This is a genomic window from Pseudomonas frederiksbergensis (assembly GCF_001874645.1).
GTDB classification, from domain to species: domain Bacteria; phylum Pseudomonadota; class Gammaproteobacteria; order Pseudomonadales; family Pseudomonadaceae; genus Aquipseudomonas; species Aquipseudomonas frederiksbergensis_B.
Genome location: NZ_CP017886.1, coordinates 524,105 through 539,325, shown reverse-complemented (window position 1 = coordinate 539,325; position 15,221 = coordinate 524,105). Strand labels below are relative to the sequence as shown.

The 15,221-nt window shown below is 59.0% G+C and carries 21 protein-coding genes; 5 read left to right on the top strand and 16 right to left on the bottom strand.

All coding sequences use genetic code 11. The annotated features are described in order from the left end of the window. Position 1 precedes the first annotated feature (1 nt). From BLL42_RS02700 to BLL42_RS02670, 7 genes are all read right to left on the bottom strand, one after another. A complete protein-coding gene (locus BLL42_RS02700) occupies positions 2-337 on the bottom strand; it encodes a TusE/DsrC/DsvC family sulfur relay protein (RefSeq protein ID WP_071550676.1) in 336 nt (111 codons plus the stop codon). Further along, positions 334-633, bottom strand: a complete 300-nt coding sequence (gene tusB / locus BLL42_RS02695; RefSeq protein WP_071550675.1) for a sulfurtransferase complex subunit TusB — start codon at positions 631-633, stop codon at positions 334-336. Before tusB ends, BLL42_RS02700 begins: the two co-directional genes overlap by 4 nt. Further along, on the bottom strand, positions 633-995 hold the full coding sequence (gene tusC, locus BLL42_RS02690; protein WP_071550674.1) for a sulfurtransferase complex subunit TusC: 363 nt from the start codon (positions 993-995) through the stop codon (positions 633-635). The genes tusB and tusC overlap by 1 nt, the downstream gene beginning before the upstream one ends. Positions 996-998: 3 nt before the next feature. Further along, positions 999-1,391 carry a sulfurtransferase complex subunit TusD gene (tusD, locus tag BLL42_RS02685; RefSeq protein ID WP_071555684.1) on the bottom strand — a complete coding sequence of 131 codons (393 nt, stop codon included), beginning with the start codon at positions 1,389-1,391 and terminating at the stop codon, positions 999-1,001. A 65-nt stretch (positions 1,392-1,456) separates the two neighbouring features. Further along, positions 1,457-2,161, bottom strand: a complete 705-nt coding sequence (locus BLL42_RS02680) for a YoaK family protein (RefSeq protein WP_071550673.1) — start codon at positions 2,159-2,161, stop codon at positions 1,457-1,459. A gap of 3 nt (positions 2,162-2,164) precedes the next feature. Then, the gene (locus BLL42_RS02675) at positions 2,165-2,494 is read right to left on the bottom strand and encodes a DUF6388 family protein (protein WP_071550672.1); all 330 of its coding nucleotides are present in this window, start codon (positions 2,492-2,494) and stop codon (positions 2,165-2,167) included. Between the two features lie 59 nt (positions 2,495-2,553). Further along, complete coding sequence (locus tag BLL42_RS02670) at positions 2,554-2,802, bottom strand: hypothetical protein (RefSeq protein WP_019689854.1); 249 nt, start codon at positions 2,800-2,802, stop codon at positions 2,554-2,556. Positions 2,803-3,011: 209 nt separating this feature from the next. On the opposite strand from BLL42_RS02670, the gene BLL42_RS02665 reads away from it, so the two are divergent. Beyond that, positions 3,012-3,350, top strand: a complete 339-nt coding sequence (locus tag BLL42_RS02665; protein WP_071550671.1) for a hypothetical protein — start codon at positions 3,012-3,014, stop codon at positions 3,348-3,350. Positions 3,351-3,361: 11 nt separating this feature from the next. On the opposite strand, the gene BLL42_RS02660 is transcribed toward BLL42_RS02665, so the two are convergent. Continuing rightward, entirely contained in the window at positions 3,362-3,805 is a 444-nt protein-coding gene (locus BLL42_RS02660; protein ID WP_071550670.1) for a GNAT family N-acetyltransferase, read from the bottom strand. A gap of 312 nt (positions 3,806-4,117) precedes the next feature. Here BLL42_RS02660 and BLL42_RS02655 point away from each other — a divergent pair, with 312 nt between their 5' ends. Continuing rightward, the gene (locus BLL42_RS02655; protein ID WP_071550669.1) at positions 4,118-4,753 is read left to right on the top strand and encodes a lytic polysaccharide monooxygenase auxiliary activity family 9 protein; all 636 of its coding nucleotides are present in this window, start codon (positions 4,118-4,120) and stop codon (positions 4,751-4,753) included. 153 nt (positions 4,754-4,906) lie between these two features. Further along, a complete protein-coding gene (locus tag BLL42_RS02650; protein ID WP_071550668.1) occupies positions 4,907-5,500 on the top strand; it encodes an NUDIX domain-containing protein in 594 nt (197 codons plus the stop codon). 260 nt (positions 5,501-5,760) lie between these two features. Here BLL42_RS02650 and BLL42_RS02645 read toward each other — a convergent pair whose 3' ends face one another. From BLL42_RS02645 to BLL42_RS02625, 5 genes are all read right to left on the bottom strand, one after another. Continuing rightward, entirely contained in the window at positions 5,761-5,967 is a 207-nt protein-coding gene (locus tag BLL42_RS02645; RefSeq protein ID WP_071555683.1) for a hypothetical protein, read from the bottom strand. A gap of 91 nt (positions 5,968-6,058) precedes the next feature. Further along, the gene (locus BLL42_RS02640) at positions 6,059-6,772 is read right to left on the bottom strand and encodes an SOS response-associated peptidase family protein (RefSeq protein ID WP_071550667.1); all 714 of its coding nucleotides are present in this window, start codon (positions 6,770-6,772) and stop codon (positions 6,059-6,061) included. A gap of 74 nt (positions 6,773-6,846) precedes the next feature. After that, complete coding sequence (locus BLL42_RS02635; RefSeq protein ID WP_071550666.1) at positions 6,847-7,881, bottom strand: DUF2955 domain-containing protein; 1,035 nt, start codon at positions 7,879-7,881, stop codon at positions 6,847-6,849. Next, positions 7,871-9,010, bottom strand: a complete 1,140-nt coding sequence (locus BLL42_RS02630) for an HlyD family secretion protein (protein WP_071550665.1) — start codon at positions 9,008-9,010, stop codon at positions 7,871-7,873. Before BLL42_RS02630 ends, BLL42_RS02635 begins: the two co-directional genes overlap by 11 nt. Then, positions 9,003-10,541, bottom strand: coding sequence for an efflux transporter outer membrane subunit (locus tag BLL42_RS02625; RefSeq protein ID WP_071555682.1), 1,539 nt, complete (start codon positions 10,539-10,541; stop codon positions 9,003-9,005). Before BLL42_RS02625 ends, BLL42_RS02630 begins: the two co-directional genes overlap by 8 nt. A gap of 226 nt (positions 10,542-10,767) precedes the next feature. On the opposite strand from BLL42_RS02625, the gene BLL42_RS02620 reads away from it, so the two are divergent. Continuing rightward, positions 10,768-11,292: a transporter suffix domain-containing protein gene (locus tag BLL42_RS02620; protein ID WP_071550664.1), complete on the top strand. Its 525-nt coding sequence runs from the start codon at positions 10,768-10,770 to the stop codon at positions 11,290-11,292. A 27-nt stretch (positions 11,293-11,319) separates the two neighbouring features. Here the strand turns inward: BLL42_RS02620 and BLL42_RS02615 are convergent, their stop codons facing one another. From BLL42_RS02615 to BLL42_RS02605, 3 genes are read right to left on the bottom strand one after another with little or no spacing between them, the layout of a single operon-like run. Beyond that, positions 11,320-11,940, bottom strand: coding sequence for a TetR/AcrR family transcriptional regulator (locus tag BLL42_RS02615; RefSeq protein ID WP_071555681.1), 621 nt, complete (start codon positions 11,938-11,940; stop codon positions 11,320-11,322). Next, a complete protein-coding gene (locus BLL42_RS02610) occupies positions 11,927-12,778 on the bottom strand; it encodes a 3-hydroxybutyryl-CoA dehydrogenase (protein WP_071550663.1) in 852 nt (283 codons plus the stop codon). The genes BLL42_RS02615 and BLL42_RS02610 overlap by 14 nt, the downstream gene beginning before the upstream one ends. A gap of 16 nt (positions 12,779-12,794) precedes the next feature. Then, complete coding sequence (locus BLL42_RS02605; protein WP_071550662.1) at positions 12,795-13,979, bottom strand: acetyl-CoA C-acyltransferase family protein; 1,185 nt, start codon at positions 13,977-13,979, stop codon at positions 12,795-12,797. Between the two features lie 133 nt (positions 13,980-14,112). Here BLL42_RS02605 and BLL42_RS02600 point away from each other — a divergent pair, with 133 nt between their 5' ends. Then, the gene (locus BLL42_RS02600) at positions 14,113-15,135 is read left to right on the top strand and encodes an AraC family transcriptional regulator (RefSeq protein ID WP_071550661.1); all 1,023 of its coding nucleotides are present in this window, start codon (positions 14,113-14,115) and stop codon (positions 15,133-15,135) included. Positions 15,136-15,221: the final 86 nt, after the last annotated feature.

Here is a 15,221-nt window from a genome sequence, read left to right as displayed (position 1 = left end):
GTCATAGACAATTCGTCGGTTTGGGCAGGCCCGCCAGCTTGGCGGCGAGTTTGGCGGGAGTGCCTTTGAACAATCGGTTCAGGTGAAGGCTGTTGCCCTTGTCCGGGCCCAGCTTCAGCGCGGTGTATTTGATCAGCGGGCGAGTGGCCGGCGACAACTGGAACTCCTGATAGAAGCCGCGCAGCAGCTCAAGGATTTCCCAGTGCTCGGGGCTCAGCTCAAGTTCTTCGGCGGCGGCCAGGGCCGCGGCGACTTCGGCGGACCAGTCACCGAGCTCAACCAGGTAACCGTCCTTGTCCAGATCGATGCGACGAGCGCCTACGGTGAGCGAATTCATAACCAGCTGTTGACCTTGTCGTAGTGAATCGACAGTTCGACGAAGGCCGGATAATCGACGCTTTTGACCCAGTCGGGCACCTGCAATCCGCGGGCCTGAACGTCTTCGTCGAGGACGAACAGACGCAAGGTGTCGCGCCGTGCTTGCAGCGCACTGAGTGGCGCTGTGCCAGGTTGCAAGGCGTAAACCGCATCACCGCTGAGCAGAACGCCATCACTTGCGCCCAGCACGCGCAGGCAACTGGTCAGCCGGTTATCGGTAAACGGTGAGTGAGACAACACATGCAAAGTCGACATCAGAGGGTGATCACTTGGTCATAACGGTCAATAACGGCCGAGATCTGTTCAGCGGCCAGCACGTGCAACGGTTCGAGGCTCAAGGCCGTCGGCTCCAGACCCCGTGCGGTTGCACTCTCGCCACACACGTAGACATCTTCTATACCAAACAACCCAAGCGCCTGCAGGTTGGCGCTGAGGTCTTTTTGTTGCACGGCTTTGGCGTCCTGCCGGATGGCCAGCTGGAATACGCCGTCATCGAGAAACAGCAGGCCGATCGGCAAGTCGAAGGCGCCGCCGGCGAGTACGATATCCAGCGCTTCACGGGCGCTTGGGCCAGACCAGGGCGCCTGCCGGCTGATAATCAGCAAGGATTTAGGCATGTTTCATGGCCCTCCAAAACAGATCAGGCGATCGGCGTCTTGCACCGCATCGTGCAACTGCCCGAGCCCGGATAATTCCCACGGTGCACTGACATTGATTGCCGTTCGCTGATAACGCTTGGCTTCTTCTTCATCCAGCACGCCACGGCGCAAGGCGGCAGCAATACAGACCACGCCGTCGAGTTGGTGCTCGCTGACGAAGGTGCGCCATTGCAGCGCCAGGTCCTGTTCATCCTGTGGCGTGACAACGTTGCTCGACGCGTTGTAAACGCCATCCTGATAGAAAAACAGCCGCACGATCTCGTGCCCACCGGCCAGCGCTGCCTGAGCAAACAGCAGGGCGCGGCGCGAGGAGGGCACGTGTGCGGCGGAAAACAGCGCAATGGCGAACTTCATGGCGAACTCTGACAACAAATCTGCGGCCATGATAAAGCTTTATCGCCGGTGCGGCGAAGGGCGATTCAGCGCGGCATGTAGCCCAACTGCCAGCGCCGTGGAATTTTCAGTGAAACAAGCCCAAGCACGCCGGCCAACAGGCCACTGGCGTACAAGGCTTGCAGGCCGAGACGGTGTTCGAGCACCGCACCGATGATGGCGCCGGCAAACATGCCGGTCCAGGGGATCAACTGTACTCGCCAGCCATTGCGGCGTTCGCCAAGCAACCAGCGTCCCAGACCGCGACCGAAGCGTGACAGGGCGCCGGTGACATAGGTCAGCCCGACCGGAAAGCCGTTGACCTGTTCGACAGCGGCGTTGAGCATCCCCATGGCGATGATTGCCGCCAGCAGCGCCGGATATTTAGCCTCGAATGGCCACGCAGCGGCGCCGCATAACAGGGTAGCGACGCACATCATCAATGGCAGTGCGCGTCGACCGCCCATGCGGCTGACCACAATGCCCAAGGCGTTGCCGGCGATGAACATGGCGACCAGCACCAGCAAGCGCAGGGTCATGCCCAGATCACCGTCGCTGATCGCCACCGCCAAGCGCGTGGTGTTGCCGCTCATGAAGGAGACGAAATCGCCGGTGGCCATGAAGCCAATAGCGTCGGTCATGCCGGCCAGCACTGACAGGCTTGCCACCAGGCACATCCCTATCCGACCGCGCCATTTCTGCACGTGCAGCAGGCCGGGTGTATGGGCGCGATTGGGCGAGGACGGCAGCATTTATCAGTTCTCAAGACCATGCAGTTTGCAATATTCCTTCCAGTCCATGCCGGCCATTTGCGCCACTTCCTTGTGCACCTCCAGCCGTTGGGCTTCATAGTCCTCAACTGTGGGCGCGGTCAATTGCAACGTCAGCTCCCAGGCAAACAGGCCCAGACGCTCGGCCTCTGCTTCGTAGGCTTCATGCAATCGCTCGTTGCGATACTGCACCATGGTTTCGCCCTTGGCCTGGGCGGCCAGAGGGTTCAGGTGATCGAGTTCTTCGCGTAACGCCGGTCGTGCATTGAGAAACCGTTGCAGCGCCAGTTCGTGTGGCGATTCGATGGGGGCCATGGACCATCCTTGTCAAAGGGAAAGTATGAGCGTCTTGACGGCGTTTGCCTTGACGCGGGTCAGGAGGTCTTTTTCTTGTTGGCTTTGGCCTCGGCGGCCAGGCACTCGAGTGCAAACTGTTCGGTGTAGGTCATCTGGATCGGCGTGGTTTCACCTTTGACGGTTCTTTCGCCATCGAGGATGTAGCGAATGCGCTTGTCGGTCACGCCGATGCGTTTGGCGATCCACGACGGGGTCTGGCCGATCTGGCTGATCAGTTTGTCGGCGTAGTCGGTGGAAGGTTTGTAGAACTCGGCATTGGGGGTCATAGGCTTTCCAGAAGAAGGTTCGCGGGCGAGGCGCCCATAATGGCGCGATAGGGTGCGGGAAACGGCGCGGGCTGTCGCGATCTATATAAAGTAAAGCATGAAGTAAAGCAGAGCGGCACCGAGGGTGGGTATGAGGAACCGCTTAGTCTGGCGCTTCGGGACTGCCGCTTGCGGTGATACAGTCAGTGTTTTGCGAATAAGGAAACACAATGCGTATTTTGATGGTGGCACTGGCCGGTGTGTTGCTGGCGGGTTGCGCGGGATCGACGATGAAACAAGCGCGCTCCCAGACCCCTTACAAGACCCTCTCCTCGAACAAGCCTGATCTGGTCGTCGCCCAGTGCGTGCAGTTTGCCTGGCAGGACGAGGCGGTGTTCGGTGTCGACGCCAGTGGCTACCTGCAACCCGGCGAAGCCGGTGGCTTTACCGTTTACACCCGCTCGGCCGAATCTTTCATCGACGTGCAAGGCGGCGCATTGAAGTACTACGCCATTCAGGACAATTGGGTTGCCAAGCGCCGGCTGGCAGCACTGGCAACCTGTTTGTGAGTCAGTGAAGCTCAGGTATTTTGTTCGGTGGTCGTCAGGCGTTTCTGAAAGAAGAAGCGCTTACTGCCCAGCGGATAGTCGGCTATCTGCCCAACCTCGGTAAATCCCAGCTTCTTGTAAAACTCCGGTGCCTGGAATTCGAAGGTGTCGAGGTAGATCCCAATGCAGTTCTTCTCCCGTGCCAGCTCCTCGGCCATTTGCATCAACCGTGAGCCGGTGCCCTGACCGCGTGCCTGCTCGGGCACTGACAACAAGTCGATGAACATCCATTGGTAAAACAGTTTTGCATAGAGCCCGCCGAGGATCTCGTCGGTCAGCTCATCACGAACCAGCAGGGCGATATCCTGCGGGTGGCCTTCGCCAGCGTTGGCGACGTTGTAGGCTCGCAGCGGTTTGAGAATCGCCTGACGTTCTTCGGGTAGCGGGTTTTGCGATAACTCGATGCGCAGTTTCATTCGTGACGTCCTTGTAACGGTTTTGGGGGGCAATCGATGCCGAGATTACCGCGTGCCGTTCTCCAAGTGAATGCCTGTGGCGTGTAACCCTCCTGAGACGAATCGTTCTGATTGCGGGTTCGTGCTGTAGTACTTTTGCCAGTCAAGACGTAGGAATTCATACATTTAACTGTATGGATAGCCAGTATTTATTGGGTTCGGCTCGAAAACGCGACTGGAACGCGGAAAAAGCGGCCATGGACTTCATCTGTCATTCGGTTAGGTTGAAAGCGTTCCTCAGGAAGGAACGTTCTCAATCAACGGAGTGAAAAAATGAACAAGCCACAAACACAAGCGCAACTCAAACACGGTCGAGTGACTACCCCCGCCAGCCGCGGCTCTGTCGCTATGGAGGTCGGCCTCCTGGAAGGTTGGCAGGTCAATGAAATGGAAGGCGGAAAGAACTTCCCTTCATTGACCGCCGGGCCTTTCCCCGCACCGTACCAGTCAGACAGCGACAGTGTTGCGCCACCGGCGGATGGTTTCATCCTCAGCGGTGGCAAGGCTGATGCTCGTGACTGCATCAACTACACCAACGAAGAAATGAGCAAAAAGCTCAATCGTCCATTTACCTGGCCACTGCTGAGCGTGAACCCTGGTCAGACCTTTCATGTCACCTGGCAGTACACCGCACCTCACACCACCCGCGGCTACAGCTGGTTTATCACCAAGGACGGCTGGGACCCGAAACAACGGATCAGCCGTGCGCAACTCGAGGCCAAACCGTTCGCTGACGACTTCTACACCCAGGTGCCTTACTACGCACACAGCAGCGAACTCAAAGCCAAAGTCGAACATGAAGTGAAATTGCCAGCAGGCAAGAAAGGCCATCACGTCATTGTGCTGCTGTGGATTGTCGCCAACACCGGCAATGCGTTCTATCAAGCCTTCGACGTGGACTTCCAGTAAGGCCAGGTTCGTTGCGTGATACCCAACAGGTTCTAAAGGATTAGAGCCGAAGCCCGGCAGCGATGCCGGGCTTTCTTGGTTTCAGCCGTCGCTGTGGCCGTCACTCTGATGGAATACCATGGCGCCCTCTGACAGCAAACAGGATGGATTGTCATGTCGAACACGGCCGAGCGCGTCAACATCATCGAGTCCCAGGTGTTGTCCCACAACGGGTACCTGCTCAAGAAAATCACCTTCGATTACCTGCGCAACAATGGCGTTTGGCAGCGACAATCCCGTGAGGTCTACGACCGTGGCAATGGTGCAGCCATTCTGCTGTTCAACCGTGCGCAAAAAACCATCGTTCTGACCCGCCAGTTCAGGTTGCCGGTCTTCGTAAACGGCCATGACGGATTGCTGGTTGAGGTGGCTGCGGGGTTGCTGGAGGGCGCCTCACCGCAGGAGCGCATTCGCGCCGAAGCGGAGGAGGAAACGGGCTATCGCGTTCACGATGTACAGAAGGTGTTCGAGGCTTACATGAGCCCGGGGTCGGTGACCGAGAAGCTGCATTTCTTTGTGGCTGAATATGATGCCGCTTCACGCGTCGGATCGGGTGGTGGGCTTGAGGTGGAAGCTGAAGACCTCGAGGTGCTGGAACTGACATTCGATGAGGCACTTGAGGCGTTTTACAGTGGGCAGATCGTTGACGCGAAAACCATCATGCTGCTGCAGTACGCGGCGATGAAGGATATTTTTGCGGCGGTTTAGACCTGGATTTTCTGCAGGGAAAAAAAAGCCCGCGGGAGGGTGCGGGCCAAGTGTTTCTTGAATGAGCGGCCGGAAATATAAGCGCTAAGGGCCGAAATCACTGTGAAAGATGTTTCATATGTACGCGTCGGGCCTTCGACTCCAACACACGGTGACGTGATCGTCTGGGGAGCGTGTCGGTCTTTTTTCAGCAGCCTCAAACGAGAAGGAGCCCGCTTGTTGCGGGCTCTATTGTCAGGCGTGATCAGCAGCGGCAGCGACTAAGGCTTGTCGTTATCGGTCGACTGAGGTTTGCGTCGATCCTTGCCGGCAGGACTGCCGGTGTTCAGAAGTCTTCTCTCCACCAGCACATTTTCAAGTGCCTGGCGGTCTGAAGGTTCCAGCTGATGTTCCCTTTCTTTGAGCTCAAGCAGGATCGGGCTGGACCAAGTACGGTAGGTCCGCTCGGCCATTCGAATCGGGTTCATTTTCGTCTCCCAGACCAAGTGCTCGCTAACAGCACGGCGCGTTTCCATATCGCGAAAATCCTAGTCGAGAAACCTCGGTGTCGCCACCCGATCACCCATTGCTTTTGTGCTCGCCACTGATGATTTTGCCGATCGGTGTGAGGAGATCAGGTCTCTGGTTTCTCACGTTGCCTATCGCCATATCCACCTTGAACCACTCGAAGGTTTTGGCAGCCTCGCCCTGGTGCAGCACCATCTGCTCGGCGCTCTCCTTAGGCATTGCCAGGTTGAGCCATTCTCGGGCCAACTCCGGTGACAGAACCACCGGCCGCCGATCATGTAGATCGACCAGGCCACCGCCACTGTCTGCGGTGAAAATCACAAACCCATCGTCCTTCTTCGGTTCCCGGCCACCCGCGGGATACTGACCAATGGCGGCGCAGAGTATGGGAGCCCGATCCCTGCGTCGGACAAGATAAGGCTGTTTATTCGGGCCGCCTTCATAAACCCATTCGAACCAGTTATCGATGGGGATGATGGCGCGGTGCGGCCAGATCGCCCGGAAGAACGAGCCGTGTGCGACTTTCTCGACCCGGGTATTGATCGGTACAGAGTGGTCTTTCGACCAGGTCGGTCGCCATCCCCAAGGTACCCGGTCAGCGTGCAAGGTTTCGCCTTCGAGGTGGAAGAGCGCGACCTGGGTCGATGGCGCGACGTTGTACAGACCCAGAGGCTGGTCGCCCACAGTGTTGATCAGGGCATTGGGCATGCTCAGCGCCGCGACGAAGTCGTGGATGCCTCGGTACTGTGAAAGTCTTCCACACATTGGAAAATCCTCCGGTGGCGATTTCAGCTTAGTCGAGTCATGCCGGGAGCGACGTGAGGGGATCTATAAACTCGCTAGTGATCGGGTTGTGTGACGCTACGATTCTGCCGCTGCTGATCGAGCAGCTGGACCATCAGGCAGGCATAAAGCGTCACGGCGATAAACAATCCCATGCGCACGGCGAAGGCCGTGTAAACGTCCTTGCCCGCCAGACTGTCCTGGACTGACTGCCCCAGCAGGATGATCAAAGTGATCATGCTGTTGAGCCAGAACCCCGGGCTTTGCCGGGTCGGGCTCAGGGCATAGAGTTTGCGCGCCAACAGCAAGCCGAACAGCAGCATCCACAGGAAGAACATCCAGAGGTGCACAAACAGGCTGAGCGCACACCAGAACAGGATTGCCAGCAGTCCACCGAGCAGGGTCGAGCCGAGTAGCTCGCGACCCGCGTTACGGGCCGTCGTCGTGGAACTCTGTTGGCCAAGACTGACCGCCTTCAAGATGATCGGCAGGTAACTGGCGGGATCGATCAGGGCTAACAAGAAGGTCGGGAGCACGATCAACGTGGCGCGCAGTGCTACCCTGGCGACCTCGTCGGTCGGCAGGGCCGGGGCGGCCGGTGGCGACGCAGCATTGGCAGGTTCCGGAAACAGCCAATGACTGAAGGACACCACCATCACGGCAAGGAGCAGACCTTTGACCAGTGCGCCGATGACCATGATGGCGAGGCCGAAATCGGCGGTGCCAGCCGAAGGGATCATGGTCAGGCCGATGATCAGAAGGGTGACGATCAGGTTGTTGGCGCCGCGTAAACCTGCGCGAAAAACCAGAAATAGACCCGCACCAATCAGCAGGACACCACTGAGCGGGTAATAGCGCAGGATCGGGATCAACAGCAAACCGACGCCAGTGGTCAACATCGCGACCAGAGCAAGGGTCAGTCCGGCCTTGAAGGGCAGCGGGTGGTTGAGTGTGGCAAGAAACAACAGGCCAAGCACCGGCGCGAGAAAGGGGATCGGTAATGCCAGACCGAAGCTGGCGGCGAGGCACAGCGCAGTGCCCATGGCCAGACGCAGCGCACGTTGAACCCGGGGTGCACGCTTAGTAGGCATAGGACAGCCAACTCATTAGTCCGAGAAACAGATGGCCGAGCGGGTTCAGCGGATTACGTTGGGTGGGGAATGCCATGACTTCGGCTTGCCCGCCAGCGCGGATGGCGCGACTGTCACGCAGCGTGTTCAGTGAGCCCTCGGAAAACTCGATAATCACCGGAAAGCGCTGTGCCGGGCGCAGCCAGTCGCGGCTGTTCTGCACGCTGGGCAGGGTGCCGGGCGCCGTCGGCTGACCCACACTGACGCCGTAGCCGACACTGCGCACGCGTCCCTCGAAGACCTCGCCCGGCAGAGCGTCCAGTACGATGCCAACCGGGGTGTCGGGCTTGACCAGACCCAGGTTGTTCTCGGTCATGTCGGCACTGATCCACACATCGTGAATGGCGATCAGGGTCATGACCGGGCTGCCGACCGTTGCAAACTGTCCGACGTCGGTACGCAGATCGGTGATCAAGCCGGCCGAGCGCGCGCGTATCTGCGTATTGGCCAGGTCCAGTTCGGCTTTTGACAGTGCAGTGGCGGCGCTGCGCAGCAGGGCGTTCTCTTCCTCGCTGCCCCCTTCTTGCTCACGTGCGCGTTGAACCTCGGCGCGGGCGGCGGCTACCTGGCTGACCGCCTGTTCGCGGTTGGCGCGAGAGACTTCGAGCAGGCGCACGGAAATGGTTCCCCGGTCTTCGCGATACAAACCTTCAAGCCGTTGATTGTCCTGCCGCGCCTTGAGTTCGTTGGCCTGGGCTGCCCGCAAGGAGGCTTGCGCCGAGGCAATACCGGCGGTGCTGGCACCGATTTGTCGGCGCGTCGACTCCAGGTCTGCGCGGGCGCGGTCGACAGCAATCTGATACGGCTGCTGATCCACCTCGAAGAGCACGTCGCCGGCCTTTACGTCTTGATTGTTGCGCACCTCTACGCGGGTCACTCGGCCCGCCACTTCTACGGCTACTGGAATGACAAAGGCGCCCACACGGGCCTGTTGTGTATAAGGCGTTAAGCGGTCAGCCAGCAGGTACCAGGCCAGGCTGAGGACGATCAGCAGCATCACCCACTTGATGCCTTTTTTCGTGGGGTCGGCGACAGGCTCTGGCGCCGTGGGTGGCGATGCCTCGGGGGGGAGCGGTGAGGCTTCACTCATGGTTTTTTACCTTGTTTGGCGTGGGCGGACCAGGTTGTGAAGTGGCAGGTTCATCCAGCAGGTAGCCCCAGTCCGTGCGGCGTTCCATTTGTTGACGAGTGGTTTGATCAACCTTCGACTGGGCGCTGTACCAACCACCGCCAAGCGCTTTGTATAGGGCAATCAGATTGCTGACGGCGTCGCTGCGGCTGATAAGGTAGTTGTCCTGTTGCTGGAGCAGTGCGCTTTGAGCATCCAGCACCCGCTGGAAGTCAGAGTAGCCTTCACGGTATTGGGCGCTGGCCAGGACCAACGAGCGCTTGGCGGCGACCTTGGCTTCGCGCAGGATGCGCTCGCGCTCAAGTGATTTGTTCAGACCGCTGGCCGCATCATCGGCCTCGCGTGCGGCCTGGCGGACAGTGTCGCGATAGACCTCGATCAACTGTTGCAGACGAGCATCCTGCACCCGCACGTTGTTGCTGATCTTCCCGTGGTCAAACAGGTTCCAGCTCAGACTAGGGCCGCCGACCAGGTCCAGGTTGTTGGGCGTTCCACCCAATGAATTACCTGACCAGACGATGCTGCCCAGCAGGGTCAGCGACGGATAGAAATCCGTTTCGGCCACCCCGATCAGTGCCGACTGGGCGGCAACATTGAGCTCAGCGGCGCGCACGTCCGGCCGACGCAGCAGCAGATTGGCCGGCACGTCCTGTAGCACGGCGCGGTCGACCAGCGGGATCATTCCCATGTTCTCGACCAACTCCGGCAGCGCATTGGGCGGTTGCCCGATCAGCACGGCCAATGCGTTGCGGGTGCGTTGCACCTGGTCTTCGAGGCTGGGAATGTTGCTCAGGGTGCCCAGGTACTGGGTCTTGGCCTGTTGCAAGTCGAGCTCGGCATTCTGGCCGCTGTTGAACAGCTTTTCGGTGATCTCAAGGCTGCGCTTTTGCTGCGCGGTGTTTTCGCGGGCGACACGCAAGCGCGCTTCAGTGGTGCGAAATGTGAAGTAGGTGTCCGCCACCTGGGCACGCAGCAACACCAGTGCGTCTTCATAGTTGGCCTGGGCGGCAAAATAGCTGGCATCGGACGACTCGATGGCGCGACTGAAGCGTCCCCAGAAATCCAGTTCCCAGCCGATGTCAAAGCCCGCACTGTATTGCCAGAAATGGCTGTTCTGCGGGTTGCTCCCACCGGATTGGTTGCGGTTGACGTACAAGCTGTCGGCGCTGGCTTGTTGCAGTTGCGGGTACCGTCCGGCCTGAGCAATACCCAATTGGGCGCGAGCTTCCATGACCCGCAGGCCGGCAACCTTCAGGCTTGAGTTGTGAGCATCCGATTCGGCAATCAGCTGGTCGAGGACCGGGTCGCCGAAGACCTTCCACCACTGACGAACATCGGGGTTCAGGCGTTGCTGGCTGGCCTGTTCAAGCGTCGGGCTGTTCCAGTGTTTTGTCCATGCTTCACCGGGTGATTGAAAATCCGGCCCCAGGCGCACGCAGCCGCTGAGGCCGAGCGCGCCTAGCAGTAGGAGCTGACCCGGCCGCATCAGCATGGCTGTACGTGAATGCATCAGGTCTTTTCCAGCTAAGGACGATCACAGGAGCATAGTTGTCCGAATAGCAAGTGGGGTTTTCTTGGACCAGTCGGCAATCACAACGTGGACCTGCGAGATGAGGCTGATGGCCACTTCGACTTTGGAAAATCAGTCTCGCTAGGTAACTGCTACGCTTTTTAGGCACCCTCAAATCAGTGGCCGAACAAGAAGAGGTCCTAAAATCATGGATAGCACCCAAGGCGCAGTTAAACAGCACTCATCCGCTTGGCGCTTCAAATTGGGCATCGTCATTATCTGTTTGATGCTGGGGTGCTGGCTGATGGTGCCACTCGCCGCAGCGCTCGATGTGCCCGGCACAAAGATCGCGGCGCTGACCGGCATCTTGTTTATCAGCAACAAGGTCTTGTTGATCCTGGTCATCGCGGTCATGGGCAAGTCCGGCTTTCAGCAGTTGAAACGCAGCGTGTTCGGATACGTGTCCGCGCTGGTGCCCACCACAGAATTCGAAGTGGGTCCCACTCGTCACAGCGTTGGGCTGGTCATGTTCTGCCTGCCACTGATTTCGTCATTTCTTGAACCTTACATCGATAGCATCTGGCCTGGGCTCAGACCGAATATCTGGCAGCTGCAGTTGCTGGGCGACCTGATGTTGGTCGGCAGCTTTTTCGTGTTGGGTGGAAACTTCTGGGATAAGGTGCGCGCGTTGTTTATCCGAACCGCGCGGGTCAGCAATGCAGGTGCTGCCTGAGATCGAAATGAATCTGGAGCGCGCTTTTCAGGCAACCTTTGTCTGAACATCTGGCAGATCACCGGAAGCATGGCCCAGTAAACGTTCAATGGCTCCGCTCAGCAGGTTCTCCAGCAATTCGTTGCGCTCCCAATCATCCAGCGGGTGCAGCGCCAGCCAGCTGGGGGCGTTGTTGAGCACGCTGGCAATAGCGTGCCCGGCGGCCAGTAGCCCTTGTTCACTGAGTTGAGGCGTGGGACAGAGGATCATCAGCAATTGCCGTTCGTAATGTTCCTGCAACTGCCGAACACGCGCTTGCTGATCCTCGTTCAGACAACCGCTGTCGCGCTCCACCAGGCGAAAATGCCAGGGCATTTCCCGATGCAGGTTCAGGTGTGCATGGATGACGTTTTGCAGGCAGCCGCGCAGGTCTCGCGGCTGTCGCTCGATGCGTCCTAGGGTTGCCAGCAGTTCCTCGTAAAACTCTTCGATCAAGTCGAGCAGCAAGTGCTGCTTGCTGGGGTAATGGTGATACAGCGAGCCTGGGGCAAGCCCCAGGAAGGCTGCCAGCTCACGCATGCCGACCTGGCCAAAACCCTTGCTGGCGAACAGCTCCAGGGCCTTGTCCCGGCTCTCGGCGAAGCGTGAGCAACGCTCAGCCATAGGTATGAAAGCCACGGCCGGTCTTGCGCCCCAGATAACCCGCGGCGACCATTTCCTTGAGCAGCGGAGCGGGGCGGTACTTGCTGTCGTTGAAGCCGTCGTAGAAGGCCTCCATGATCGCCAGCAAGGTATCCAGGCCAATCAGGTCGGCCAGTGCCAGCGGACCTATTGGCTGGTTGCAGCCCAGGCGCATGCCCGCGTCGATGTCATCGGCACTGGCCAGGCCTTCCTGAAACACCAGGATCGCTTCATTGACCATCGGCACCAGAATCCGGTTCACCACAAACCCCGGACGGTTACCGGCGGTGATCGCCGTCTTGCCCAGGCGTTGCGCCAATTCCAGGGCCAGGGCGTGCGTGGCGTCGCTGGTTTGCAGGCCACGAATCACTTCGATCAAGCCCATTACCGGCACCGGATTGAAGAAGTGCAGGCCGATGAAACGCGCCGGCGAACTGACACTGGCGGCGAGCTCGGTGATGGACAGCGATGAGGTGTTGGAAGCAATGATGCAGTCTGCGCTGACCTGAGCGGCGATCTGCTGCAACACCCGCCGTTTCAGTTCGAGGTTTTCAGTGGCGGCCTCGATCACCAGTTGCACATTGTGCAGGGTGCAGTAGTCGGTGCTGGTGCGGATCTTGTCCAAAGCCGCGAGCTTTTGCTCCTCGGTCAGCGACGCCTTGGCAACCTGCCGGTCAAGGTTCTTGCCCACGGTTGCCAGAGCCTTTTGCAAGGCGCTCTCGGAGATGTCCAGCAAGGTCACGTTGAAACCGGCCAGTGCGCAGATTTGCGCAATGCCGTTGCCCATGGTGCCGGCGCCGATGACGCCAATGTTCTGCAGATTCATGTTCGTGTCCTTGTGATCAAACTCGTTCGAACAACACGGCGATGCCTTGGCCGCCGCCAATGCACATGGTCGCCAGGGCATAACGGCCTTGAGTGCGGTGCAGTTCGTGAATGGCTTTGGTCGCGATGATCGCGCCGGTGGCGCCCACCGGATGCCCCAGGGAGATGCCCGAACCGTTAGGGTTGACCTTCTCTGGATCGAAGCCCAGCTCTTGCGCCACGGCATAGGCTTGGGCAGCGAAGGCTTCGTTGGACTCGATGACGTCGAGGTCGGCAACGGTCAGGCCTGCGCGTTTGAGCACCAGTCGGGTGGCGGGAATCGGACCCAGGCCCATCATTGAAGGCTCAACGCCGGCGTGGGCATAACCCACCAGTCGGGCCATAGGCTTGAGGCCTTGTTCCTGAACGAGTTGCCCGGTGGCCATGATCAGTGCGCCGGCACCATCATTGAGACCAGACGCGTTGCCGGCGGTGACGCTGCCGTCTTTTTTGAAGGCAGGTTTCATGCTGCTCAGTTGCTCAAAGCTGACCCCAGCCCTTACATGTTCATCCGTCGCAAACGAAACTGTCCCTTTGCGGGTCGCCACTTCGATCGGCACGATCTGCCCGGCAAAACGCCCTTCGGCAATCGCTCGCGCGGCGCGTTCTTGACTGACCAGCGCCAATTCATCCTGGGCGTGACGAGAAATGCCATAGTGCTCGGCGATGTTTTCCGCGGTGATGCCCATGTGGACGCCGGAAAACGGGTCGTGCAGGGCGCCAAGCATGTAGTCGATGCCCTGCAAATCACCCATGCGTGCACCCCAGCGTGCCTGTGGCAACAAGTAGGCACCGCGGCTCATGGACTCGACGCCACCCGCCAGCGCGGCCCCTGCATCCCCCAGCATCAAACTCTGCGCGGCACTGACAATCGCCTGCAAACCCGAACCGCAGAGACGGTTGACGTTAAAGGCGGGCGTTTCTTTCGGCAGACCGGCATTCATTGCCACGGCCCGGGAAATGTAGGCGTCGCGCGCCTCGGTCGGGATCACATGACCCATCACCGCATGACCGATGTGTTCCGGCGCCAGGCCTGATCGTTCAATGGCTGCGCGGCAAACGTCGGTCGCCAACTGGATAGGTGGCACATCCTTGAGTGAGCCGCCAAAGCTGCCGATGGCAGAACGGACTGCGCTCACCACAAAAATATCGGAATGGTTCATGTTGGTTCCCTGAAAAAAGTCTTTTTTGTTGGGCACGAGTCTAGAATCAGCAGCGCCGCCGGCCTATGCCAGAACTGTTCAAGGGTGATGGCGTTTTTTGCCACTTTCAGATGATGAGGAGCGAGACGATCACATGCGGGAAACGGATTCGGTGGCGGTCTACTTCATGTATCCAATGATCCATGCCCTGCGTGAGGATCCGCAGCGTCTGCGGTCGGTACTTGAGCAGGTGGGGATCGATCCGGTCCTGATGGATCAACCGACGGCACGGGTGCCGGCCACTGCTTTTGCGGCGTTATGGCTGGTGCAGATTCGTGAGTTGGACGACGAGTTCTTTCAGTTGGATTCTCATGGCATGCCACCGGGCAGTTTCGCCTTGATCTGTCGGGCATTGATTCAGGAACCGACACTGGAAAAAGCCATGCGTCAGTGTCTGGCCAATTTCTCACTGTTCCTGCGTGATTTTCGCGGCACGTTGAATGTGCGTGGCAAGCGAGCGGTCATCGGCTTGCAGACCCGGGCGCAAAACACCGATGTCGCGCATTTCGGTGAAGAGACGTTTCTGGTGTTGATGATCAGTCTGCTGTGTTGGCTGGGCGGGCGACGCATTCCCATCGATCGTGCAGACTTTCGTCATGAGCGTTTGTCGCTCAGTGATGATTCATTGCTCTGGGGCGCCAATCTGACCTTTGGCGCCGAGCGCACCGAGATCGAATTCGACAGTCGTTATCTGCAATTGCCGGTGGTTCAGGACCTTGTGTCACTCAAGGCCTTTTTGCGCAGTGCGCCGCAGTGGCTGGTGATTCGTTTCCGTAACCAGCATGGCCTTGCATCGCAGGTCCATCAACGTTTGCGCAACAGCCATTACAGCCAATGGCCGACCCTGGAGGCTTTTGCCATCGAACAGCACCTGAGCCCCAGCACCGTTCGCCGAAAACTGGAGCGTGAAGGCTGTTCATTCCAGGAGATCAAGGACGAAGTGCGCCGCGGTGTTGCCTTTGAACAGCTGCGCCAGAGCCAATCGAGCATCACGGTGATTGCCGAGCAGATCGGTTTTCAGGAGCCCAGCGCGTTCCATCGGGCGTTCAAGAAGTGGACCGGTGAGAGTCCGGGTCGTTATCGGGCGAGGTTCCAGGGCAAGCGCCTCGATACCTGACGTGTACATAGCCAAAACGCCACTCATCGAGTGGCGTTTTTACTGGCGCATGATCGGTCGACAGCGCTGAAAAGAGCGGTATCAGC